This window comes from Armatimonadota bacterium (assembly GCA_017993055.1).
Classification (GTDB): domain Bacteria; phylum Armatimonadota; class UBA5829; order DTJY01; family DTJY01; genus JAGONM01.
Map to the genome: position 1 here is coordinate 72,402 of JAGONM010000002.1, position 25,106 is coordinate 97,507.

General features: G+C 62.4%; 19 protein-coding genes. 5 read left to right on the plus strand and 14 right to left on the minus strand.

The window, feature by feature from the left end:
- The first annotated feature begins 31 nt into the window (after positions 1-31).
- The 3 genes from KBC96_01200 (at position 32) to KBC96_01210 (ending at position 3,256) form a co-directional block, all read left to right on the plus strand.
- Positions 32-1,273: a Gfo/Idh/MocA family oxidoreductase gene (locus KBC96_01200; protein MBP6963002.1), complete on the plus strand. Its 1,242-nt coding sequence runs from the start codon at positions 32-34 to the stop codon at positions 1,271-1,273.
- 53 nt (positions 1,274-1,326) lie between these two features.
- Entirely contained in the window at positions 1,327-2,451 is a 1,125-nt protein-coding gene (locus KBC96_01205) for a hypothetical protein (protein MBP6963003.1), read from the plus strand.
- 139 nt (positions 2,452-2,590) lie between these two features.
- The gene (locus KBC96_01210; GenBank protein MBP6963004.1) at positions 2,591-3,256 is read left to right on the plus strand and encodes a hypothetical protein; all 666 of its coding nucleotides are present in this window, start codon (positions 2,591-2,593) and stop codon (positions 3,254-3,256) included.
- A 125-nt stretch (positions 3,257-3,381) separates the two neighbouring features.
- Here KBC96_01210 and KBC96_01215 read toward each other — a convergent pair whose 3' ends face one another.
- The 13 genes from KBC96_01215 to KBC96_01275 form a co-directional block, all read right to left on the minus strand.
- Complete coding sequence (locus KBC96_01215) at positions 3,382-4,062, minus strand: methylenetetrahydrofolate reductase C-terminal domain-containing protein (protein ID MBP6963005.1); 681 nt, start codon at positions 4,060-4,062, stop codon at positions 3,382-3,384.
- 72 nt (positions 4,063-4,134) lie between these two features.
- A complete protein-coding gene (locus KBC96_01220) occupies positions 4,135-4,551 on the minus strand; it encodes a hydrogenase iron-sulfur subunit (protein ID MBP6963006.1) in 417 nt (138 codons plus the stop codon).
- On the minus strand, positions 4,551-8,936 hold the full coding sequence (locus KBC96_01225) for an FAD-dependent oxidoreductase (GenBank protein ID MBP6963007.1): 4,386 nt from the start codon (positions 8,934-8,936) through the stop codon (positions 4,551-4,553). Before KBC96_01225 ends, KBC96_01220 begins: the two co-directional genes overlap by 1 nt.
- A 9-nt stretch (positions 8,937-8,945) precedes the next feature.
- The gene (locus tag KBC96_01230; GenBank protein MBP6963008.1) at positions 8,946-9,803 is read right to left on the minus strand and encodes a CoB--CoM heterodisulfide reductase iron-sulfur subunit B family protein; all 858 of its coding nucleotides are present in this window, start codon (positions 9,801-9,803) and stop codon (positions 8,946-8,948) included.
- Entirely contained in the window at positions 9,800-10,363 is a 564-nt protein-coding gene (locus KBC96_01235; protein MBP6963009.1) for a 4Fe-4S dicluster domain-containing protein, read from the minus strand. The genes KBC96_01230 and KBC96_01235 overlap by 4 nt, the downstream gene beginning before the upstream one ends.
- A complete protein-coding gene (locus KBC96_01240; protein MBP6963010.1) occupies positions 10,356-12,977 on the minus strand; it encodes a glutamate synthase in 2,622 nt (873 codons plus the stop codon). The genes KBC96_01235 and KBC96_01240 overlap by 8 nt, the downstream gene beginning before the upstream one ends.
- A 91-nt stretch (positions 12,978-13,068) precedes the next feature.
- Positions 13,069-14,607 (minus strand): alpha-hydroxy-acid oxidizing protein, encoded by a 1,539-nt coding sequence (locus tag KBC96_01245; GenBank protein ID MBP6963011.1) that lies wholly within the window; start codon positions 14,605-14,607, stop codon positions 13,069-13,071.
- Positions 14,608-14,619: 12 nt separating this feature from the next.
- Positions 14,620-15,975 (minus strand): hypothetical protein, encoded by a 1,356-nt coding sequence (locus KBC96_01250; GenBank protein ID MBP6963012.1) that lies wholly within the window; start codon positions 15,973-15,975, stop codon positions 14,620-14,622.
- Between the two features lies 1 nt (position 15,976).
- Entirely contained in the window at positions 15,977-16,825 is an 849-nt protein-coding gene (locus KBC96_01255; GenBank protein ID MBP6963013.1) for a methylenetetrahydrofolate reductase, read from the minus strand.
- A complete protein-coding gene (locus KBC96_01260; protein ID MBP6963014.1) occupies positions 16,822-17,217 on the minus strand; it encodes a hydrogenase iron-sulfur subunit in 396 nt (131 codons plus the stop codon). The genes KBC96_01255 and KBC96_01260 overlap by 4 nt, the downstream gene beginning before the upstream one ends.
- Positions 17,218-17,439: 222 nt before the next feature.
- Positions 17,440-17,865 carry a hypothetical protein gene (locus KBC96_01265; protein ID MBP6963015.1) on the minus strand — a complete coding sequence of 142 codons (426 nt, stop codon included), beginning with the start codon at positions 17,863-17,865 and terminating at the stop codon, positions 17,440-17,442.
- Positions 17,866-17,886: 21 nt separating this feature from the next.
- Positions 17,887-20,589, minus strand: coding sequence for a hypothetical protein (locus KBC96_01270; protein MBP6963016.1), 2,703 nt, complete (start codon positions 20,587-20,589; stop codon positions 17,887-17,889).
- A 202-nt stretch (positions 20,590-20,791) separates the two neighbouring features.
- A complete protein-coding gene (locus KBC96_01275) occupies positions 20,792-21,844 on the minus strand; it encodes a Gfo/Idh/MocA family oxidoreductase (GenBank protein ID MBP6963017.1) in 1,053 nt (350 codons plus the stop codon).
- A 234-nt stretch (positions 21,845-22,078) separates the two neighbouring features.
- Between KBC96_01275 and KBC96_01280 the strand changes: the two genes are divergently transcribed.
- Positions 22,079-23,413, plus strand: a complete 1,335-nt coding sequence (locus KBC96_01280) for a beta-lactamase family protein (protein MBP6963018.1) — start codon at positions 22,079-22,081, stop codon at positions 23,411-23,413.
- Positions 23,410-23,610 (plus strand): helix-turn-helix transcriptional regulator, encoded by a 201-nt coding sequence (locus KBC96_01285; protein ID MBP6963019.1) that lies wholly within the window; start codon positions 23,410-23,412, stop codon positions 23,608-23,610. The genes KBC96_01280 and KBC96_01285 overlap by 4 nt, the downstream gene beginning before the upstream one ends.
- 24 nt (positions 23,611-23,634) lie before the next feature.
- Here KBC96_01285 and KBC96_01290 read toward each other — a convergent pair whose 3' ends face one another.
- Positions 23,635-25,062, minus strand: a complete 1,428-nt coding sequence (locus tag KBC96_01290; protein MBP6963020.1) for an alpha-glucosidase/alpha-galactosidase — start codon at positions 25,060-25,062, stop codon at positions 23,635-23,637.
- Between the last annotated feature and the right edge of the window lie 44 nt (positions 25,063-25,106).

Here is a 25,106-nt window from a genome sequence, read left to right on the forward strand (position 1 = left end):
CTCGGTTCGGGCTTCACAAGGAGAGACGACCATGAAAGAACCTGGGAGCAAAGCGACATTGACTCGAAGGCGCTTCCTGCAGGCCGGCGGCGCGGCGTTGGTCGGCATGACCGTAGCGCCCCGGATCGTGACGGCTCAGTCGGAGAGGAGTGCATCCGTGAAAAAGGTACGCATCGGCATAGTCGGCGGGAGGTTCGGCGCGACGTTCCAGTTCCACGAACACCCGGACTGCGTGGTTCAGGCCGTCAGCGATCTCCGGGCCGACAGGCTGGAGACCCTTGTCAAGACCTACGGCTGCACGAACACCTATCCCTCGCTCGAAGAGCTCATCAAGGCGAAGGATATAGACGCCGTCGGGGTTTTCACCGGCGCGCCCGATCACGTCCGCCACGCCGTCGCATGTATGAGGGCGGGCAAGCACGTGATCAGCGCCGTCCCCGCGTGCATGACGCTCGACGAGGCGGAGGACCTGCTCGACACCGTGAAGTCCACCGGCCTGAGCTACATGATGGCGGAGACGAGCTACTGGCACCCCGCCGTCATCACCGCGCGTCAGTGGATGACGGAAGGCAGGTTCGGCGAGATCTTCTACACGGAGGCCGAGTATCACCACCCAGGCCTCGATGTGCTCTACGTCGAGGACGGACAGAGAACCTGGCGCTACGGACTCCCGCCGATGAACTACCCGACCCACTGCACCGCCTACCTCGTCGGGGTGACCCGGGAGCGGCTTACAAAGGTCTCATGCACCGGCTGGAGCGACGGCACTCAGTACTACAAGGACAATCAGTACAAGAATCCCTTCTGCAACGAGACCGCGTTCTTCACGACGGACAAGGGACACGGTTTCCGCGTGGCTGTATACTGGAACGTCCCGGCCCGCGGCACCGAGCGGGGCCAGTGGTACGGTTCGAAAACGAGCCTGTTCGATCCGAATCCCAACGGAGTCGGGGCGGTGATAATCAGGTCCGGCAAGCAGACTGAGAAGGACGATGCCGGTTTCGTCCGCGATCTGCCTGATTTCGAGCAGTATGCCCTGCCCGAATACTGGAAGACCGACATGCTCCCCGAGCCGCTTCGCCATGAAAGCGGACACGGCGGATCGCACACCTTCATCACCCACGAGTTCATTGACGCTCTCGCGCACGATCGCACGCCCGCCGTCAACATCTACGAGGCGCTCGCTATGACGGTGCCTGGCATCGTGGCTCACAAGTCGGCCCTGCAGGGAGGGAGGCAGCTCAGGGTTCCGCAGTTCGATCCGAAGGCATAGGTGCAAGTCGTGGCAGCACGAGTCCCATCTGTCCCATCGTTCCCATACGTCTCATGACGCCGACCGCCGAACTCGCGCTCGACACCATCCACCAGCGTCCGGTGAAGGGCATCCCATCCTGGCTGCTCAATGTCATGGAACACGCCCACATCGAGCGAATCGCCGGCGTCGCTCCGGGTGACTACGTCAGATGCCCGGAGGAGGTCTACCTCGCGATGCAGCGTGCCCTCGGCACATGCCTCCTCGACCAGTACATTCCCGAGAACCCGCTCACCATGGGCGACCACGGCTTCCAGGGCAAGGCTCACGGCGTCACAACCGGCGCTGAGGGAATCGTCCTCGACGGCATGCTCGTGGACTCGCCGGAAGCAGTCGTCGAGCACATGGAGCGGTTCGTCCTCCCGAAGCTCGTATCCGCTGCTGAGGACTACGATGAGGACGCGAGGGTGGGGCAGATCCTCGCCAGTGAGCGCGCGATCCAGGAGAAGCTCGGCCCTTCGATCCTGAAGGGTCCGTACGGATTCATCGCCTTCCCCGGCTTCGCCTACGGAACCTACGGCTATGTGAACTACTTCTCCGCATACGCCCTCTATCCCGACGTGATCGAGAAGCACTTCTCCCTCCAGGCCGATCTCGCGCTCCGGAACAACCGGGCCGCCGCCCGCGCGTTCGTCGAGGGAGACCTCCCGCCGCTCTACCGCCTCGATCATGACATGGCGGACTCGCGAGGCACGCTGGTGAACGTCGAATCGCTCGACCGCCTATGGTTTCCGCACTTCGCGCGATGCCTCGAACCCGTCCTGAAGACCGGTGTCCGCCTGATCTGGCACTGTGACGGCAACCTGGTGGAGATGGTTCCGCGCCTGCTCGATGCCGGGCTCAGCGGGTTCCAGGGGTTCCAGTACGAGGACGGCATGGACTACGAGCGCATCTGCCGGATGAAGGACCGCGAGGGCCGCGACCTGCTCATCATCGCCGGCTCATCGGTCACGCGCACACTCCCCATGGGCACGCCCCCCGATGTCAAGCGCGAACTCGACTGGCTGGTCGAACGCGGCCCACGGACCGGCCTCTTCCTCGGCGCATCTAGCTCCATCGTCCCCGGAGTCCCCTGGGAGAACCTCCGCACCCTCATCGAAGGCATGCAGTACTACCGCAAGCATGGCCGTTCCACGTAGGAGTCGGGTGTTGGGGAATAGGTGCTGGGTCGGCTTACGGTTGATACCCCGAATCAGCCATCCTGCAGGAGACAGATCGTTTCATGGCGAATGATGTCGAGGTGTGCGCTGCTTAGGAGCACCGGTGGAGGAACTACCCATGCGCTATCCCGCCTTGATCGAGCTTCAGAAGGAAGTTGTGGCGTGCCGTGCAGCGGCGATCGCCGACGCATCGAACGAGTGTCATGCCGTCACCAAGTACAAGTGCGCAGGTGACTGCGGCCCGATGATCACAGTACCTTGGGCTGACCAGATCGATTATCCGGTTCAGGTGCTGACGGTGGGCATCAATCCCAAGTGGACAGACCATCCGGATGAGGCGCAGAAGCGCATACCTAGAGGAGAGATCGACGGGCCGAAGGCTTTCGACAAATACAAGGAGACCATTCTGAGCGGCTTGCCCGAGGGGACGGGTGTCGCTCACGTCGAATTGGTGCAGTGTGGAAGCAAGTACGGAAGACAGGCCAATCGGGTGATCGGCACTTGTCGCAAGAAGTTCTTTGACAAAGTGGTAGCCGAAGTGAAGCCCAGGGTGATAGTGCCGATAGGAAAGTGGGCATGCGAGCATCTGTACTGGTACAACACGGCTAGCGGCAAGTCCGGTCGTCCCTGTGGCAGCATGCGAGCGCGACACGGTACGAGCGATCGGGCATGTATCGCCGGGCATGAGTGTGCTATCGTGTTTGTCCTCCAGCCCAGCTGCGGGGTTTCGCACGAAGAGCGGCGAACCGCCCGAGAGAGGATCGCCCAGGTGTTTATAGGCTGAGTGCTGCCGGCCCGTACATCGCCACTGAGTGGCGATGCAGAATGTCGCCAAAATGAAAACGGGATGGAGTGCAACTCCATCCCGAACAACACCAGTCACACTCTACACTCACCACTCCCGACTCCTCACTTCTCAATCCGCTGGTCCTCGCGGACGATCTTCCTCGCGCCGCCTTCGTGCGACTTCGACCAGTTGGCGAGGGGAGCGGGCTCGGCAAGGCGGTCGAGTTGTCCGAGCGCCTTCAGGCGGTCGTAGATCAACTGCCAGGCGCAGTCCATGTCCGGGTCAACCTCGCATTTCCCCTCGCGAGCGCCGCCGCACGGGCCGCTGAGCTGTGCCTTCGAGCAGCGGGTGATCGGGCAGACCGCGCCGTAGCTCCCGAGCACGCACGTCCCGCATCCGACGCACTTCTCGGTCCAGATTCCCTGCTGCTGCAGGAGTCCCATGAACAGCGTATCGAGTCCGGCGTAGACCGGCTTGTTCGGGAACCGCTCCGCGATCGCCTGAACGCCGACACCGCATCCGAGAGAGAGCACCGCGTCGGCCTCGAGTATCTCGTCGAGCGCGTCCTCGATGAACTGGTTCTCGCACTGGCGCTCGATTGTGGCCTCGACGATCGTCTGTTCCGACGCGCCCTTGTCCGTCTTGTTCGCGATCCTGAGCGCGGAACTGATCATCCCGACCTCGCGCTCTCCGCCCGCTAGGCAGACGGTTACGCAAGTGCCGCATCCGAGCACGAGCACGCGCGGGTAATCGGCGAGCAAGGCCTTCAGGTCCTGTATGTGTTTGCGGTGAGCAACGATCATGTCAGACTCCTTTGGGGGAGTGGTCGAGGCCGTCATGCTGAACCAAGTTCAGCATGACAACGTCCATTACTCCTATACTCCAACGCGGACCGGATTCGGTCCCAGGCGCTTGATTCTCTCCGTCATTGTCTCGACTATCTCCGCGAAGCGGTTGCCCTCAGCCGAAGAGAGGTTGAACATCTCCAGCCGATCGCCCTCGATGCCGGCTTCGGCGAGTACTTCCTTCGCCAGACCGACCCGCTTCTTCGCGTAGAGATTGCCCTCCTCGAAGTGGCATCCTCCCTCGAGGCAGCCAGCGACTATCACGCCGTCCACGCCGTTCTCGAAGGCCTTCATGACGTAGTCTATGTCCACCTTCCCGGTGCACGGGAGGCGCAGGACGCGCACATTCGGCGGATACTGCAGGCGTGTCGAGCCGGCGAGGTCCGCCGCCGCGTATGCGCAGTAATGGCAGCAGAGAGCAAGGATTCTCGGCTCGAAATCAGTCATCAGCGAGTCACCGCCTCCAGGAGGGCTTCGATTGCGGCCTCCAACTGTTTGTCAGTGAAGTTCCGGAGCTGGATCGCCTTCGCCGGGCAGGCCGCCGCGCAACTTCCGCAGCCCATGCACTTCGCCGCGACGATCTCCACCCTGTTCTTGCCGTTGACCTCGCTGATCTCGGGGGCGTCGTAAGGGCAGACCTTCACGCAGGTAAGGCATGAGACGCATTTCCGAACGTCCACGTGGCTCACCTGGCCACCGACGACCATAGTCTTCTTGCTCAGGATCGTCGCAGCGCGTCCCGCGGCCGCTCGTCCCTGCTGGATGTTCTCCATCGTCGTCTTCGGCGAGTGGGCGCTTCCGCAGAGGAAGATGCCCTCCGATGCGAAGTCCACCGGCCGAAGCTTCACATGCGCCTCGAGGAAGAACCCGTCCGCGTTGATCGGTATCTTCGCAAGCTCCGAGACGTCCACGTTGTCGGTCGCGGGCGAAGTGCCTGTCGAGAGAACGAGCAGATCGACCGCCAGGTCCATCGGGACGCCGAGGTCGGGCTCGGTGAACTTGATCCGGAGCGACCCATCGTTCGAGACCTCGGGCGGCTGCTCGGGATCGTACCGTACGAAGAGCACGCCGAGCTCACGCGCCTTCTGGTAGAGCAGTTCGTTCGATCCGTACGTCCGCATGTCGCGATAGAGAACGAGTACGTTCGCGCTCGGACTCTGTTCCTTGATGCGGATCGCGTTTCTCACGGCGTCAATGCAGCACATTCGGCTGCAGAACGGCCGCTCTTCATTGCGGGAGCCGACGCACTGGATCATGGCGACAGTCGGCTTGTCGGACAGCTTGAGATCGCCGGACGCGAGCCTCTTCTCCATCTCTCGCTGAGTCATTACTCTGGCGTCGTGGCCGTAGAGGTACTCGGTCGGGGCGTACTCCGTGCCGCCGACGGCGACTATCAGGACGCCGTGCTCGACCTTCTTCGGTCCCTCAGGCGCCTCAATCTCGCTCTCGAACTCCCCGACATGGCCCGAAAGCGTGTCGAGCTTCGACGAGAGATACGTCGAGATCAGCGGATGCTCCTCGACCATCTTGACCAGTCGTGCGAGCAGTTCCGTCTCCGCGGATCCCTTCAGTCGGCCCCCGAGCGCGTCGGTTTTCTCGACCAGATGCACGCGGAATCCCTGATTCGCGAGGGAAATCGCTGCCGTCATTCCGCTCGGGCCGCCTCCGAGAACGAGCGCAGACTGAGTGACCGGCAGCTCCTCGCTCGTGAGCGATGTCAATCTCGACGCGCGGGCGACGGCCATTCGCACGAGATCAATGGATTTCTCGGTCGCGGCTTCGGGATCGGCCGAATGCACCCACGAGCATTGGTCGCGGATGTTCGCCATGTCTACTAGGAACGGGTTCAGGCCGCACTCCCTCGCCGTATCTCGGAAAAGCGCCTCGTGAGTCCTCGGCGTGCAGGACGCGACGAGCAGGCGGTTGAGGTGATGCTCCTCGATCAATTCCTTGATTCGATCCTGCGTGTTGTCGGCGCAGGCGTAGATCGCGTTCTCGGCATAGGCGACGAACGGCATGCCTTTCGCCGCCTCGACTACCTTCTCGACATCGACGACCGACGAAATGTTCGTGCCGCAATGGCATATGAACACGCCGATCCTCGGCGGCGCATCGGCGAAATCGTGTTCGCGCGGATAAGTCTTCTCGACGACCATCGTGCCACGGGCGGGCGCAAGAAGCTCCATCGCCATCGCCGCAGCCGCGCTCGCCTGTGCGACGGTCTCGGGAATGTCCTTCGGCTCCTGGAACGCGCCGGCGACGAAGACACCGTTCCGAGACGTCGCCACCGTGCCGTCGGTCTGGCAGAATCCGCACTCATTGATCTGGACGCCGACCGCGCCCGCGGTCCGGATCGCTTCATCGCTCGGCCTTATGCCGGTCGAGAGCACCACGATGTCGAACTCTTCGTCCACCGGGACTCCGTCCTTGATGTAGGAGAGCCTGAGCGACTTCGAGCCCGGCATCTCGACGACGCGAGAGACCATGCTCCGCTCGAACCGGACACCGTCGGTCTTCGCGCGCTCGAAGTATCTGTCGAAATCCTTGCCGTACGCGCGGATATCCGTGTAGAAGATCGTTGCGTCGAGTTCGGGGGAGTGGCTCTTCGCCACGACCGATTCCTTGATCGCCGCCATGCAGCAGACCGCCGAGCAGTACGGCTTCTCGCTCGACACATCTCTTGAGCCGACGCACTGAATGAAGGCGATGCGCTTGGCCTCCTCGCCGTCGGACGGCCTGATCACGTGCCCGCCGAACGGCCCGCTCGCGGAGAGAATGCGCTCGAACTGTACGTTGGTGACGACGTTGGGATACCTCCCGAAGCCGAACTCGCCGCGCAGTCGAGCGTCGAACTCCTCGTATCCGGGCGACAGGATGACCGCACCGACCTCGATGTCGCGGACGGTGTCCTTCATCTCGTGGTTGATCGCTTTGGGCTGGCACGCCTTCACACACTCCATGCACTCGCAGCAGATCCCGCAGGCGAGGCATCTCTCCGCCTCGGCGATCGCATCCGCGACCGCATAGCCCCTGGCGTGATCGGCCTCGACCCTGACGCTCTTCATGCGCTTCTCGCGGTACTGGGCTCTCTCCAGGTTGCGGTGATCGTCGTCGGTCCAGATGCGCGAATCGGGCTCGCGCCCCTCGGCGAGGTCTTCACCGTTGATGAACCTGTCTATTGATACGGCCGCCCGGATTCCCGCGCCGACCGCCTCGCTCAAGGTCCCTGCACCCGCGCACACGTCGCCGCCCGCGAAGATGCCCGGCTTGTTGGTGGCGAGGGTGATCGGGTCGACCTTGAGCAGGCCCCACTTGTTCAACTCGATCTCCGATCCCTCGCAGAATGCGAGGTCCGGCGTCTGGCCCGTCGCCACGACGGCCTCGTCGAATTCTATCATATGCTCGGAGCCCTCGACGGGCTCGGGCCTTCTGCGGCCGGACGCGTCGCGCTCGTCAGAAAGCTTCATCTTGAGGCATTCGATCCCGGTGAGGACGCCGTCCTTGCCCACGAACCGCTTTGGGTTCGTGAGGAAGACGAACTTCACGCCCTCTTTGATCGCGTCCTCGACCTCCACCGGGTCGGCGGGCATCTCGCGCTTCGTCCGGCGGTAGACGATCGTCACTTCGTTCGCGCCGAGCCGGAGCGCGGTGCGTGCGATATCCATTGCCGCGTTGCCAGCTCCGATGACCGCGACCTTCTTGCCGATCTCGACCTTCTCGCCGAGGTTGACCTGCTTGATGAACTCGATGCCGGGCCGAACGCCCTTGAGGTCTTCGCCCTCGATGCCGAGCCCCGAACTCTTCTGCGCGCCGACTCCGACGAAGACTGCCTCGTAATCCTTCAGCAGGTCGTCGAGGGTCAGCCCGGGCCCGACCGGCGTGTCATACTTCACCTCGACGCCGAGATCGAGGATGTGGCCAATCTGGTCGTCAAGAATGTCTCTGGGAAGTCGGAAGTCGGGGATGCCGGCCCTCATCATGCCGCCCGGGACCGGAAGCGCCTCGAGGATCGTGACGCCGTATCCCTTGCGCGCGAGGTAGTCCGCCGCGCCGAGTCCCGCCGGACCGCATCCGATGATCGCGACCCTCTCGGATCGGCTGACAGGAGCGTTCTCAGTGGTGCCGGCCGGAGCCTGATCGAGCGCGAACTTCTTCAGCTCGCGGATCGAGACCGGATCGCCGTATCGTCCCTGCTGGCATTCGGCCTCGCACGGGCGATGGCAGACGTAGCCGCAGATGAGGGGCAGGGGATTATCCTTGCGGATGATCTCCGCCGCCTCAGCGAACTTGCTCTTCGCGATCAACGCTATATACGCCTGAGCGTTCTGGCCCATTGGACACGCCGACACGCACGGCGGGCGCTTGCGTTTGTCGATGACGTGAGCGTTCGGGACCGCCTGCGCGGTAATCTTGTGGATCGCGGTCGTTTTGCTCAGCCCGCGGTTGAAGTCGTCCGGCACCATGACGGGGCAGACTTTCTCGCAGTCGCCGCACGCGTTGCACTTCTCGATGTCCACGAAGCGGGCCTTCTGCCGCACCTTCACGCGAAACGCACCGGGCTCGCCGCTCATCTCTTCGATCTGTGACTGAGTAAGGATCTCGATGTTCAGATTGCGAGCTGCCTCGACGAGCTTCGGCGAGACGATGCAGGTGGCGCAGTCCCCGGTCGGGAAGGTCTTGTCGAGTTGCGCCATCTTCCCGCCGATGGTCGGCGACTTCTCGACGAGGTAGACCCTGAACCCCGAGTTGGCGAGGTCGAGCGCCGACTGAATCCCGGCGATTCCGCCTCCACACACCATTACTGCGCCAACCGTATTCTTGTCCGTACTCATACTCGTACTCTACCTCGCCAACACTCTCGACGGGTCCGTCATCAACTTCCCGATTCCCAGCTCGTCGTCGGAGAGTCCGAACGCGTGCCCCAGAAGCTGGGTGAAGTAGAACACCGGCAGGCCGAACTGCTCGCCGGTCGCCTTTTCGATATCCGACTGCCGCAGATCGAGGTTCGTCTGGCAGAGCGGGCAGGCCACCGCGATGCAGTCCGCTCCGCTCTCCTTGGCCATCCGCAGGATCTCGCCGCTAAGGCGCTTGACGGTGTCGGTTCGCGTGATAGAGAAACTCGCGCCGCAGCACTCCGTCTTGTACGGCCATTCGATCGGCTCCGCGCCCGCGGCCTCCAGGAGAATTTCCATCAACTGCGGGTCCTCCGGGTGGTCGGCGATGCTGAGTTCGCTCGGGCGGGTGAGTAGACAGCCGTAGTAGCATGCGACCCTCATCCCGCCGAGGGAGCGCGTGACCGCGTCCTTGACTTCCTTGGGGCCGATGTCCTCCAGAAGCACCTGCAGCAGATGCCGCACCCTGACCTTGCCCTCGTACTCGCGCCCGATCGTCTTCGCCACCTCAGCGCGCAGCGACTCATCCTCTCTTATCGCAAGGTTCGCCGAAGCGAGCCGTCCGTAGCAGGCCGCGCAGCACACGACTACGTCCTGACCGGCGTCCTCGGCGATCGCCAGGTTTCGGGCTGGAAGCGACGCCGCCAGCAGAGGATCCGTGGCATGAGCCGGAGACGATCCACAGCACGTCCAGCCGGGAATCTCCTCGAGCCTGACTCCGAGCGCCTTGGCGACTGCGAGTGTCGAGGCCTGGAAGTCCGAAGCCGTCGATTCGAGCGAGCATCCCGGGAAGAAGGAGTATTTCATCGCCGTGCCCTCCTTGCGTTCCGGACTCTCTCAAAGATCGAGGCCACCGCGCCGCGTCCCTCGGTCGATGGCGGGAGAAGCTTCATCTTGCCCTTCAGCAACATCGACGGGAACTTGGCGAGATCGCTCCAGAAGTCTCTCGCCCGGAGCTTGTATACGGCCATGAGCCCGAGTTCATACGACCGGCCGAACCGCTTCACCGAGCCGAGCATCGTCTCGTTGAAGATCTTCACGCGTTCCAGGTCGCCGGGCGCCGACTCCGCCATCGAGCGCAGAGCATCCACCAGGGCAGGGGTATCAACCTGCATCGGGCAGCGCGACACGCAGGTGTTGCACGATATGCACGCCCAGATCGCCTTGCTCTCGAGGATCTGCTTCTTCATCCCCAGCGCGGCCATCCGGTTGAGCTGATGCGGAAGGATATCCGTCTCTTGGCGCATCGTGCAGCCCGACGAGCATCTTCGGCACTGCAGGCAGAGCGTCAGGTTCAGCCGCCCTTCAGGGTCGACCTCCCTGAGCAGGCCATTGTCTATCCTCTCAATGGTGATTGTCTTACTCATCTGATCCCTTACCAGCGTTCGAATCATCGTCCACGTGGCCGACGACCCCGACCTTCGACGCCGGAGCGACCTTTCGGTAGACCTTCGCCGGCTCGCGAAGTTCTCCGTCAACCGTCAGCAGCCGGGAGACCGGGATGCCGAAGAGTTGCTCGTTGTCCTCGAGATACGGCAGGATCAGCTTCCAGTCCGCATCTGACAACTCGCGGTACTCGCCGCCGTTGAGCTGTTCGTCGTCGCACAGCCGATGCGGGTCTCGGACGTAGATCGCTCCACCCGAGGCCAGCGAGAACAGGTTCGAGCCGGAGTACGGCGTCTCCAGGTCGGTGACGTTGCCGTCATCATCGAACTTGATGCCGTTCAGTATGACGAACCCCCCGCCCGTGAGCGGATCGCCCGCCATGAATGATTCCGCCAGGAAGTCGAGGCATGTGCCGTTGATGACCGCTTTCGGCCGTCCCACGCCGTTGATCAACGGTCGTCCGGCGGCGTTGCCCTTGACGAAGACCTTGCCGCCCTTCGCGCCGTACATGAACGTCTGGCCGACGTCGCCGTGGATCACGAGGCGGCCTTCCTTGATGATCTGGCCGACCTGGTCTTGGGCGTTCCCATGAACGATGACCGTCATGCCGTCGAGGCCCGAGCCTAGGTAGTCGCCGGTGCTCCCGTAGGCGTCTATGGTGACATCGTGCGTCGCCGGGCCGAACCCGCAGCCGAGGAACCTCTGCCCCACGTAGCCGTGGCAGATGAACCGCTTCCATCCCAGTTCCTCAGCTCTGACCACCAGCCGGGAGTCGCAGTCGTCGCCCTCGGGCGGGAAGTCGTGCGCGTTCACGACGAGCACTTCCTCCGGGCCAGTGGGGGCGCGGAGCGCATCCCTGGTCTCCCAGTCGATGCGCGCATATACTGAAGAGGGTTCTCCGGCGATAGACGGCATGGACTCGAAGACCGCTCTCAGGCATCCGTTCAGCAGCTGGAGGATCGTGCTTCGCTTGGTCGTTCCGGTCGGATACCGGCGGTCGATCAAGAGAGTCAGTCCGTTGATCGCGGCCGTGCGCTCGGAGTCAGTCATCGGACCGGCGGCCAACTCGGAGCACAGGCTCACCAATCCCTTCATCTCCGCCGTCAGAGCCGCCGACTTCCCGGCCTCGAAAAGCGCGAATCCGGTCTCATCAGCAAGAATCTCGGCGGTCGCGTGTCCCAGTCTGCAATCCGCGATCTGCAGTCTGCAGTCCGGCCTCTCGCCCGCCTTGACTGTCTTCTGCCTTCCAAACTTATCCACGCAGGAGAGCTTGTAGCCGCCGTTGCCGTCCGGACTCACGTTGAAGATGAACGATCCGCCGTCGGTGTAGCTTCCTCCGCGGGCGTTCCAGTACTCATCGGCGACCGTGCAGAACCGACTGTCTTCCTTCGCCAGGCTCGCGAGTGTGGCGTCGATGGCTTGCTTTTCGCTGCAGACAAGGCCGATCTGCACCTCGCCGTCCTGGATCGCGAACACCTGAGGCCGAAGCATCGCCGTGTCCGTGATGCCTAGGAGTTGGAACGCATCGTTCGCCGCGTCGTTGCGTGCAATGATGAAGAACCACGGACCGTCCGGCGAGCCGTGGATGTGGCTCGTCTGGATGCGGTGGTACGGGTCCTTCTTCGCTTCGGGCAGCATATCGAAGTCGCGCTCCATCGTAGGCGCAAGGCCCTCGATGATGTACTCCAGCGGGTACTTGTACACACGGTTCCAGAGGTCAAACACGAGGATCGAGACCTCGGTGTCCGTCAGGAAGAGCGGCCTGATGTTCCTCTGAGCCAAGTACTCGGTTACCGAATAGTAGTTCGCGAAGTCGCCGTTGTGGACCAGCGCCTCGTTCAGCCCGCAGAACGGGTGAGCGCCGCCGGGATGCCAGACTCGACCGCGAGTCGGGTATCGCTGGTGGGCGATCCAGACGTGCGCCTTGAAATCCTCGAGCTTGTAGTATGTGACGATCTGCTCGGCATAGCCGACGATCTTGAGGATCAGCATGTTCCGTCCCTGCGAGAGGACGAAAGCCTGCTTGTCACCGAGCGATGCGTAGTACTTCGAGTTGAGCTCGAACGAGTTCTGGTTGACGAACTCATCCTCGATGTCTCGTGCCGGCAGTCCGGCCAGGCCGCGCTCGTCGGCAAACTTCTTGATGGCATCGGGCTTCGCGCGCACGAAGTACTGCATGACGTCCGGCGGCTGGACCTCCATGCCCGGGATATCGTGGAAATCCTCGATTCGCGGGATCATCTGCGCGTGGTCGACGTTGAACATCGGGTTGATGAACTCGGCTTCGACGGCGTTACGGCAGGCAGGATCGAGAAGTGCGATCTGCAGGATGTAGTCATCCCGCAGAATCTCTTTCGAGACCCCAAGCCGCTCGGCATCGAGCCCGACGGCCGCGATGCCTCCGCCCTTACCGTTGCCGCGGTTGTGCATCTGGACAGACGGCTCGTAGATGTGCCTGCCGCTTACCGGGATGCTGCACGCGAACCCGGTGACCCCGCAGCCGCCTTCCTCCTCGGTGTGAGGAGGCTGCTGGCATTTCCATCCGTCCATCATCCAGCGTCGGCTCTCTAAGATTCTCTTCGCGAAATCGTTCATGTTATCTCACTACGACCGTCGTGCCGAACTTGGTTCAGCATCCACGGGATTGATCCTGAGTCAAGTTCAGGATGACGGTCCTTGCCGTTCGTCAACGCTCGTAGTCCGCATGCTCGAGGAGATCGGATCTCCCTCGAAGCTCCTTGATATCCTTCATGCCGAACCTGCTCAGTATGTCCACGAGTTGAGTGCGCCACGCGTTCAGCATGTTGATCAGCCGCTGCGTCGCCCACTCGAGCGTCATCTTCTCGACCATCTCCGGGTTCGTGGATGCGATGCCTCGCGCGCATCCCTTGCCGCTCTCGCACCTGGCGCAGCGTATACATCCCAGTGCGACCATCTCCGGCGTGCCTATCACCACACCGTCCGCCCCGAGGGCGATCGCCTTCGCCAGGTCCCACGGCGTGCGCACCCCGCCTCCGACGATGAAGGCCACCTCGTCCCGGATGCCTTCCTCGACCAGGAAAGTGTGCACCTTGGAGATCGCGTATTCTATCGGCATGGCAATGTTTTTCTTTGCGATCTCTGGGGCAGCTCCCGTCCCGCCATAACTCCCGTCGAGGTGGATGATGTTTGCGCCTGCGTGATAGGAGCCGACGGCAACCATGTCCACGTCAACCGGGGTCGAGACCTTGCACGAGACGAGCGCTCGCGGGTTGATGTGCTTTATCCAGTCCAGATGCTTCTTGTGGTCCTCGACGGAGTAGACGCTGTGGAAAGGGAACGGCGAGAAGAGCGGGGTCCCCGGCACTGCCTCGCGCATCAGGGCGACGGCGGGCGTATTCTTGTCGCCGAGCAGATGTCCGCCGAGGCCCGGCTTCGCTCCCTGCGCGTACTTGAACTCGACAATCGGCGCCATACCGATCGTCTCCTCGCGCACGCCGAACAGGCCCGTCGCCACCTGGGTGATCATGTGCTCGCTGTACGGGAACAGCCGCTCGGGATAGCCTCCCTCGCCTGTACAACTGAACGTGTTCCATGCCATCGCCGCCCGGGCCTTGGCCAGCATGGTGATGGGGCTGACGGAGCCGAACGACATGCCGCCGCCGTAGACGGGGATGTCTATGGTGATCTCCGGCCTGCCGTCCTTGCGTTTGTTCAGTTCGATCGAGGTGTTGATCTCGGACGGGTCGGTACGCGGGCCGCTCTCGGGGAACAGGAACCGCATTCGGTCGAAGCCGCCCCCGGAATTGCCGAACTCCGCCTCCAGTTCTCCGTCGGGCACCTGCCCGGTCTCGGCCATGTGCCAGTTGCAGAGTATCAGGTCGGCGGTCCACCGGTAGTCCCCGAGCGACTTGTAGATCGGGGTAGTCTCGATGCGGAGCGCCTTCTGAGGGCAGATTACGACGCAGTACGTCCCGTTCGCCTTGCACTTCTCGGCGGTGCACAGATGATCCAACCCGCTGAGGAAGTCCACGTAGCCTTCTCGGCGCACGTGAACGCCGCGCGGGCAGACCTCGATGCACTTCCCGCACTTGATGCATGCCGCGCTCCGTTGGATGCGGTACTTGCTGAGGTTGTTCCGGAACCTGTCGGGCGCCGGACGGACCTCGCGCTTCGGGGGGTATTCCACCCCGAGATCCGCAACTTTCCCCGTATGTATCCTGCCTGGATCTATGGTCGAAGCCATCTAAAACCCCTGTCAGATCTGAACTTTCCGTGTTCCGAAGATCGGGCCGAAGCAGTCCCGTTCCAGGTCCTCGAAGAACATCGCACGGCCGACTTCCCCGCGGAGCCGTCGAACCTCGCGTATGCCCATCGCCCCCATCATCTCCAGCAACTGGCTGTGCCACGCACCGATCAGGTTCACGATCCTCTGAACGGCGTAGTCGTGATCAATGTCCGCCAGCCCGACCGGGCACTGGATACCTTCGGTGCAGTTCCTGCACACCCGGCACTCGAGGGCAATCATCAGCGGGATGTCAACTGCAACCGCATCGGCGCCGCAGATTATCGTTTTTGCCACATGTTCGGCGAGCGCGATCCCACCACTGGAGACGATCGTAACGGCATCCCGGTTTCCACGTTCGACGAAAGCCTGGTGGAGCGCCTGCACGGCCCTTGTGATGTGAGTTCCGTCGGTTGCGTTCCCGTGCCAGTCGGCACAGGAGTGGATCGCATCTACGCCTTGTTCCGTGAGTTCGAGTGCCCGTGCGATCGAGTCGGCACCGAGCGGTAGACGCACCATGGCGACCAGATCACCGTTGGCCTCTCTTGCCTGTCGGACCTGTCGGACCACGTCGGACGAGTCGGACCATTCCACGAGTGGCGCGCCCGAAGGGATGGCGCCGTCTCTCACGTGCGGTGCGGCCGCATCGTGATCCATCTGCGTATCGGTTACTGCCCGTGTTCCCAGCGCCTCGGCGGCGTCGAGCATCGCTCTCGTCACCTGCTCCGACGGGGTGTGCCAGGGCAGGAGGTCGAAAAGGATCGGAATCGGCACGTCAATCTGTGTCGGATACGGCTCAGCAAGCGAACCATCGGGGTTGAACGAGAGCGACGGGAGTTTCCTGCCGATCTCGACCTGCGTGCTGATGTACTCCCTGCCGTGGATTCCGTCGCGCGTCGGGCGGACGATTTCCGACATGTCGGTCAGGATCGCGTCGAACCCCGGGCCCATGAACGGGCCGGCGTAACCTGCGCCCGACACGGGTATCCTGCCGGTCTCTGCCTGGAACCAGGTGCCGGATATGATGTCCGGCGTCCAGACCCCGTCGCCAAGCCCCTCGAACTCCGGGTTGACCTCCTGGGTCAGCAGGCCTTTTGTGCAGGATTGCACGCAGCAGAGGCATCCCTTGCACTCGTAGAGGTAGTCAACGTAGTCGCTTGCGCCCTGAAGCCTGTCGCGCTCACCGTCGTATACGCTGTAAGCGCACTCCCGCTTCACGCAGTTGTGGCAGGCGGAGCAGTCCTCTCTCCAGTCAACTATCCCGTATTTGCCGATCACCTTGTGTTTCGGCGGCGCCTGCGCAGTGTGGATATGGTACTTGGCCGGCATGCTACTTCAGACCCTTCAGAACTTCAAGGGCGAGTGTGGGATTTCCGCCGATCACGTGGATGCCGCGGACGCCTTCGATGCCCTTGAGGAAGGCGGCCGTCTTCGCGGCCGAATCGGCCCCGACCGCCGAGGTATCCGGTATGTCGAGCCCCCGGAATTTCGCGACCATTGCCGACGCCTCCTCCGCAGACTCCAGCGGCATGACGGAAGCGATCACGCACATCTTCTCATGGATGCCGCGCGCTCTGACGAGGCCCATCCACTCCTCGAAGCGATTGGTGTTGAATACGGGTTGGGTGATGACGAAATCGGCTCCGAGAGCTGCCGCCCTGTCGAGTGTGATGACCTGCAGATCAAGCGGGTCCGAGAACGGGTTGGTCTCCACCCCGAGCAGCATCTCGACCGGAGCATCCAGGGGTTCACCGTCGGAGAGTCTTCCGCCCCTTCTCATGGTGTCGGCCACTTGAACGAGCTGCAGGGGGTCTATGTCGTAGACTCCTCTTGCGTCGCCGGCCGATGTCAAAGTCTGATGCTTGCCTGCGAGGCAGAGGATGTTGCGTATGCCCATCGAGGCCGCCCCCAGCAAGGTTGACTGGAGGGCGATCCGGTTGAGGTCGCGTGTCAGGATGTGTAGGATCGGCTCGGCTCCCGCTTCCAGGACATGCCCGCATGCGGCGAGGCTGCTCATGCGGGGGCCGTCCTCGCTCTCGATGACGTTGACTGCGTCCACGAGAGCGTTGAGCCGGGTCGCGCACTCCTTGATTCCGGCCGCGTCCGCGCCTCTCGGCGGGTGGCACTCGCCCGTGACTACGAACTTACCGCCCTTTACTGCCTGCGCCAGATCACTCATTCAGTCACCTCGTCTGCGAAACGCGTCATCTCATCAACCGCCGAGTCGAAACTGCGCGGCTCCATACTGCCCGGCTGGAACATCCGGACGCAGTCGGGACCCAGGCCCGATTCTGTAAGATACTCGCGTGCGGTCTCCATGCGCTTGCCGGCCCTCAAATTCCCCTCCAGCAACCTGCACTCGCCTTCGGGGCAGGCGAGCAGGCATACCTTGGAAGCGCCGCCCTCGAATGCCTTCAGGATGTAGCGGGGGTCAATCCGCCCGCTACACGGCACCGGTTCGATCGCGACGTCGGGCCGATGTCCCAGCTTCGCCAGCGAATCCGGGACCCGTCCGTTCGGAACGGAGTTGCGGCAGTAGTACACGCGGACAGCTATTCGGTCTCCCTGCATATTCGGTGTCCCCGTCTCCCAGACAATGCAAAGCCCACCCACAATCCACCTGTCCCGGTGGTACTATGGGTGGACTCCCAATCGTCCTTCCTGGGCAAGACTGCGGTGAATCACTCAGGCCAGATCACGCACGCGGCCGCCGTCGGCCACGCTGCAGAGACAGTATACGCTACACTGGAGCGGATGTCAACTGCTGAGGCACGCTCGAGGAGTCCGGGCCGCCTACGGCGACTTGGCGAAGTAGTACCCTGCGTCTTCATAGATGAGAATGGTGACGACCCCGTACCTGTAGACCACCGGTCTGTGCCAGTTCGTGCGCTTGGGCTTGGGCAGTAGGCGGTTTCCCCAGAAATCGAGCGTCTGCATGTAGTCGTTCAGGCAGGTCGCCGGATGGCCGGAACTGCGGTCGACCGACCATTGCCCCGTATGCTTCCAGGGCTTTCCCGTCTTTGGCGTAAACGTCTGCTCGTACGTGCCGTTGGCCCCCAGCACAAGCTTCTCCGTCGCCAGCACGGTCCCGCTGTACGGCGAGTAGGTCACAGTGTAAGTTCCTGGCATGGCGCTGTCCGGCACTTTTGGATCAATGCCGCAGCCGATGATGAGCATGAGCAGAATCAACATCGAAACCGACTGCATGTACCTCCGCATGACGATGCCTCCTTGAGAGGACTATGTCTCTGCGATCTCCATCGCATCTCCGGCAGAGAGAGTCAGCGGCCTGTCGAAAACTACCGATCGCCCCTCGATACGTGCCTCGACCGATCCCGACGGTACGGTTATCTTGAGATCGCCGTCCGGTAGGTCGGACAGGTCCAGTTGCCTGATCACTTGTTTCCCGTAGAGCACTTCGAAGCGGAACGCCGCGTCCCCGAGGTTCTGGGAGTAGGTGCCCCATCCGGTTCCGGTCGACCAGAAGGTCTGATACTCCTGCGGACTTAGCTTGGGCGAGAATCCGATCCGTCCTTGAGGCAGATCGAAGGTGAAACCGTCGAGCGCGAGCTTCACCGACCACGAGGCCATCGCGCGGGCGTAGTGATGACCGCACTCGACCTCGTTCCAGGGATTCCGGTTGTCCCCTCGATACCGCTCCGTCACGCCCTTGACGATCGCGAGTCCCTCCTCGATCAGACCCTCATAGATCAAGTGAGCCGCGACGTGGAACTCGATCCCCGTCCATACCTCGTCCGAGTAGACGAAGGGCAGGGTGGGGCGGTTTCCGTGCGGCCATGAGCAGAGGAGCAGGCCCGGCTCATCGTTCAGCGCGTAAACGCGCTGGACGTTGCTGAATTGGCCTACCCTCTGCAGAAAGTTGTACTTGAAGACAGATTCCACGGCGGTCCGAACGCGCTCCGGGTCGAGGATGTAGCCGATTCCTGCCACATGGGATGCCCACTGGCCGAGGAGCTGGTCGGAGAGGCATCCCGCGCCGTACTGGTACTTCGGGCAGGCGTCGCCATCAGACAGCGCCGCGGCTCTGCCACCGGGCGACTTCTTGCACTCGCACTCCGGCCCGCATGCTTCCGCGGGGCTCTTGAGGAAGTCGGGGACCTCCACTCCATCGATTACCTCCACCCTCTGGATGTAGTACTCACCGTTCCATAGGTCGCCCTCGACCCTGTACCGGCCGCTCTCGTAGATTGTGAGGTACTCCTGGGCCTTGTCGTCTTCGCCCAGGTAGAGGGCGATCTCCGAGCAGGCCCTCAGTGCCCCGAGGTACATCGCCGTGCACATCGTGTTCGGGCCGTAGAACTCGATGTCGTAAGTGTTGTGCTGCTCGCCCTCCATGACGCCGTCCTTGTTCGGGTCCCAGGGCGAGTCCATGCTCCGTCCGCGGCTTCTGTCGGATGGCGGGGCCATCTTGTCGGGGGTCATCGTCCAGGCGTATTCGAGCGCGAGCTTGACCTTCGGCCAGATCTCCTTGAGGAACTTGTCATCGCCGGAGAGCTTCCAGTCGCGGTGGACCTGGATGATAGCGCCCATCTGACCGTCGGCGCACGGCTTGAAGTCCCAGAGCCCCGATCCCGGCGGGAGTTGACTCCGGAACGCCATGTTGCCCGTGTCGCGCGTATTGCGCAGGAACTCGGTCCGGCGCATGGTGCGCTCGAGCTCCGGGAAGAGGAACGCCACCGCTTGCTCGTAATTCCATACATGTGTGCAGTTCCCGTGGCAGCAGCCGCCGGCATCGTGGCAGCCCTCCCAGCCGAAGAAGTTTCCGTCGGCCAGCAGGAAGCAGGTCGGGGAGCGCATGATGCTCGCCTGGCTCGTGATCGCCTCCAGGACGTAGCCGGGCATCGTGCTCGAGAAGATGGTATTCCTCCAGCGGCCGGTTTCCTCGCGCAAACGGTCGAGGTTCTTCGTCACGTATTGGGCCACTGACCATGCACTCTCGAAGTGGGAGATATACGTGTCGAGCGGCTCGGGATCGGTGACACCCGCGGGAGGCCACGGGTTTGCCATCTTGGGGAAGTGCCAGGTGATGAAGACGGGAATCGTAACCGATCCGCCCGCCGGGATCGTCGCGCGCATGGCGAGCGACGCGATGTCGGGCGCACCTGATGCCGGCTCCGTGTCCAGTACCGGCTTCAGTCGGCCGTCGGAGGCGAAGTCGTCCCAAAAGATGTGGCATTTGTCCCACCATCCGCCGCGGTACCAGCGGGTCTGGACGTCGGGATCCTTCCACGTTGTAGTCAGCGCCAGAGTGCCGGAGATCGGTTGCGCGGGATCGGCATCGGGATGCGAGAAGTAGATGCCCTTCATCCTGCCGACCGCCTGATAGGCGTTGGTCGCCCCGTTGCCGATGGGATTCTTGTTCTCGTCGAGCTTTGTGACCGGATTCTGCATCGAGGCCGCGAGTGAAATCTCGACCGGTTTGTCGGACGGATTGGTGAATGTCCACTCGTAGATCCCGACCGGCAGCGCGCTGTCCTTCACATTGAGCGGGATGAACGGGTTCCACGCGGTCAGCTTGGCGGTCACCGGCATCTCGGGGTCGGAAAGCTCGACAGTCGCGACCGGATACTCACCCTTGAACGATGCCGTCTCGAAGCGCGCGACTCCCTGAAGCTGGTTCTGCGGCTCGCCGAACCCGCTGCGGTAGGGTGGGGGCACCTTGCCCTCGAGGATCTTTGCCACCGGTTCGCCGCCCTCGGACTTGGCCCACAGGGCGAAGAACGTGAACGGGATGATATTCCCCTTCGCGGGCCTATTGAATATCTCGAAGTCGCGAAGGTTGCCCCGTCCCCCGAGGCTGATCGTCCCAGTGCCGATCCCTCCGATCGGGAACGCGATCTCGGTGAGCTGCCTCCCCCTGAAGGTTCTCTGTGGCCCGGAAGCCATCAGTTCCTTGCGCGTGTATGTGACGGACTTAGGCATGGTACTCCTGCTCCTTCTCTACAAAAGTTCGGGCGAGAGTTTCACTCCCGCCCATGATACCGGTGTTCGCCCCAGCCCCAGGAGACTGAAGTCACGGCCACAAAGGCGCGAAGTCCGCCTCCGTGGAGTGGGTGCTTCAGTATCCGCAGGGACAATTCGTGCAGTTGTTGCCCCGGTTTCAACCGCCCGGATGATTTCGAGGCTACACTCCCTTACGCAGCTTGATGTAATGCCGCGCCACCTTCAGATCTTCGAGCGCCTCGGGCGCGTCGCAGAGTGGCTTCATCTCACCCTTGACCGCCGCCACGAAGTTCATGGCCTGCTGCCTCATCGCGTGGACCCACGGGAGCATCGGAACGATCGTCTCCGGAGTCGCGCCGCCTCCCGGGTCGCGCATGATCTCGACCGTTCCGGCGCGGTTTGAAGCCAGTGGAGCGGGGAGCGTGAGCTTGATGTAGCCGTTCTCGAACGCGATCAGCGCGGATTCCTGCCAGTCTACCGTAGTGCGGTACGGGGTCATCTCGATCACGCCGGTGACGCCGCTCTCGCTCTGGGCCGCGAGCATCACGCCGGTCGGATCGGCATAGGTGACCTGATACCGCTCGCCGAGCAGGTGGGCCATCAGGTTCACCTGGTGGATGTAGTAGTTCACGAACGCGATGTAGGCCTTGTAGGTCTCATCGTCCATGTCGTCGGCGGGCGGATCGAACTCCAGCGGCGGGACCGGCTCGTTGATGCCTATGTGGCCGAGGAAGCCGTTGGCCACCCAGTCTCCGGCGGGCATCAGGATGCGGACGTATTTCAGCTTGCCAAGTTCGCCGGACGCCTTCAGACGGTCGATCTCAGCCTTGGCGTACATCGTGGCCGGATCGCTTCTCTTGTGGTAGCCGACCATGTGCCATGTCTTCCCGGCCTTGAGCGCCTTGATGATCTTCTCGCCGGCCTCGATCGAGCCCGCGAGCGGCTTCTCCGTGAAGATCGGGATGCCAGCCTTCGCCAGATCGGAGATCAGCACTCCATGCCGCGTGAACGGCTGGGACGCCACGATGCCGTCGAGCTTCTCGTTCGCCAGCATCTCCTCATGGTTCTTGTAGACCTTCGGGATGCCGTATCGTTCGCCGACCAGCTTCCCCTGCTGCTCTTTGACCTCCGCGATCGCGACGACCTCGCATTCCGGGACCGTCACGTAGTTCCTGAGATGAGCGCACTGGCCCATCCCGCCGACGCCGACAAAACCTATCCGTACCTTGTCCATGTGTCATCTCCGTTCAAATGGAATCAAGGTTTACCTTTCGACTGCCTGCCTGTAAATCCTCCCGCCGAATTCGTCGGAAAACAAGTGCTTGACAGCGCCGGAATAAGTGATAGAATTCTAACATGATGTGGCAAATACATCACTCACCTGCTGACCTTTGCTTTGAGCTTCATCTACTTCTCGTTTCGAGGGCTCAGGCAGTGAGGACTCACTGGTCGGGATAGGAGAACACTGATGCTGATAGGTTTCCTTGCTTTCGAACTGATTCTGCTGCTGCTAGGACTGGCGATGCTGGTGCGTCCGAAGGCGGCCAATGTCCTCGAACGGCGAGTGCTGTGCGCATTGCGCATCAGGAAGCGGGAGTCGCGAGACCGGCCGATCCCCAAGTGGCACAATGTGGTTACGGTCATCCTGGGCGCCGTCGTGGTCGCGTTTGTCATCAGCGATTGGTCGGGCCTGCGGGTATGCTCTCTGGGTGTGGAGGTGCCCATGGTCACCTCCGGACCGCTGTCACCGGAGTCCGCGAAGCGGATCGATGATCTTGTCGTTCCAGAGATCAGGTCCGGCAAGCACGTCGGGATGGTGGTAGGCATCATAGACGGTGACAGGACTTGGACGCGTGGCTATGGCCGTAAGTCCACAGGACTCGGCGATCCCCCGGACGGAGACAGCATCTTCGAAATCGGTTCCATGACCAAGACCTTTACCTGCACCGTGCTCTCGGCCATGGTTGAGAGGGGCCGGGTACGACTCGATGATCCCGTCGGACGCTATCTTCCATCGTCTGTTCACGTTCCAACGTATGGGTCGAAACAGATCACGCTGGAGATCCTGGCGATGCACACGTCCGGCCTGCCCCGCGTGGCCGACAACATGGGGCTTGCCTCTGACTTCAGCGATGATCCATATGCCGACTACCGTGATGAGCAGCTGTACGAGTTCCTTAACACTCACAAGCTGAGGAAGAATCCCGGGGCAGAGCATGAATACTCCAATCTTGGAATGGGGCTGCTCGGACTGGCGCTTTCTCGCGAGACAGGTGTCAACTATGAGCAGATGGTTACCGGGCTTGTCTGCAAGCCTCTCGGGATGCGGGATACCACCGTCACGCTTTCCGATTCGCAGAGAGGCAGGCTTGTCCAGGGCTATGCCGTACAGGGTCGGCTGGGGAACATACTCCTCACCGTTCCATCGCGGAACTGGAGCTTCCAGGACTGCACCGCTGGCGCCGGAGCGCTGAAGTCCACAGCAAACGACATGCTCAGATATCTGCAGGCGAACATGGCTGCGCCCGGCGGCGATCTGGGGCAGGCACTGCAGATCGCCCATACGCCGAGACTCAAGATAGATGATGCAGAGAGCGTAGGGCTTGGTTGGTTCATGCTCAATGTTCCGTGGGCGGACGAACCGGTGATCTGGCACAACGGCGGCACAGGCGGATATTGCAGTTTCGTGGGCTTCTGCAAGAAGCGGCGGCTCGGCGTGGTGGTCCTTGCCAACTCAGCCACCGATGTTGATATCACCGCGCTTCGCATACTGAAGGCCCTGATCAGGAGAAGCGGCCAATGAAGACCCGTATGCCGGAACTCAGAGCGCGCCACGGGTTGACGCAGGAGCAGCTTGCGAAGATGGTGGGCGTCCAGCGAGAGACGATCGTGCACCTGGAGAAGGGGCGGTACAACCCGTCGCTGAGGCTCGCGCACAAGATCTCGCGCGCCCTGCAGAGCACCGTCGAGGAGGTCTTCAGCTTTGAGGATGAGGACTGACAGGTCCCATCAGTCCCATCTGTCCTATTCCGTCTTTGCCGTCGCCAGCTTCCCGAACCGGTTCGCGATCGCCAGCGCCGGGTCGACCGGCACGTCAGCCGGGACGACATCCTTCGGGATGTCGATGATCGGGAGCGCCTGGGGCTGCTTGCCGCCGAACTGAGGCAGCCACTTCGCCTCCGCCGCGAACATCTCCCGCGCCATTTCTCTCGCCTCATAGAGCGTGCAGACCGCCCCCGTCAGCGGATCGAGCGCCACCGCCTGAGCCGCGAGTTCCGTATCGCCGGTCAGTGCCGCCTCAGCGGTCAACTGCTGCACGATCACGTTTGTCATGTTGCACGCCGCGAGTTGAGGCGGAAGGTCGCCGACCACCGTCGGATGCAGGCCCATGCGGTCGATGAACATCGGCACCTCGACGCAGCACCCGTTCGGCAGGTTCGTGATGAACCCATCGTTCCGCACGTTGCCGTTCAGCCGGAAGATGTTGCCGGTCTCCTTCGCCTCCATGATGTAGGAGCAGTATTCGGCGCTTCGCGGGGTCAGCTTCTTCGACTCGATGCTGAGCGGGTCGGTGTTCCTGAACTTGTCCTCGAGCATCCGGCCGTACTTGTAGTACGCGCCCGACGCGCCGCCGAAGTCCGGCATATCGCAGTAGAGGTCGAGCGCCTTCTTGTTCTTGCGGAACCAGGGCAGGTACTCGGAGAGGTGGCCGGTGCTCTCGGTCATGAAGTAGCCGAAATGCCGGTAGACCTCGCCTCGGACCTTCTCGTTGATGTAGTACTCGGGCTTCTCGAACTTCTCGCGCAGGATCGGGTAAAGATCCTTGCCGTCCTTCTCGAGCCTCAGGAACCACGCCATGTGGTTGATCCCGGCGGCGAGGTAATCAATCTCCTCCTTCGGAACGCCGACGTATCCGGCGATCAGGTCCATCGTCGTCTGGACGCCGTGGCAGAGTCCGACGAACTGCAACTTGGGGACTGTGCCGAGCGCCCAGCAGTTCGCCGCCATCGGGTTCGCGTAGTTCAGCATGATGGCGTCGGGGCACAGCTCCATCATGTCGTTGGCGATGTCTACCAGGACCGGGATCGTCCTCAGCGCCCGGAAGATGCCACCCGGGCCGAGCGAGTCGCCGATGCACTGGTCGACGCCGTACTTCAGCGGGATCTCCCAGTCGGCCTGGAATGCATCCATCCCTCCGATCTGGATCATGATGACCACGTAGTCGGCGCCGTCGAGCGCCTGCCGACGATCGGTGGTCGCAGAGATCCTCGACGGAAGGTTGTTCTCCCGCACGACGTCCTTCGCGAACGCCTCCATCTTGCGGAGTCGGTCCTCCGCCGGGTCCATCAGGGCGAACTCGCTCGCCTCCAGGGCGGGCGTGGCCATGATGTCGTTCATCAGCGTCTTGGTGAATATGACGCTTCCCGCGCCGATCATTGCGATTTTGGGCATATCAGGAACCTCCTTCGGAGTAATGGAGTCATGGACTACTTGGT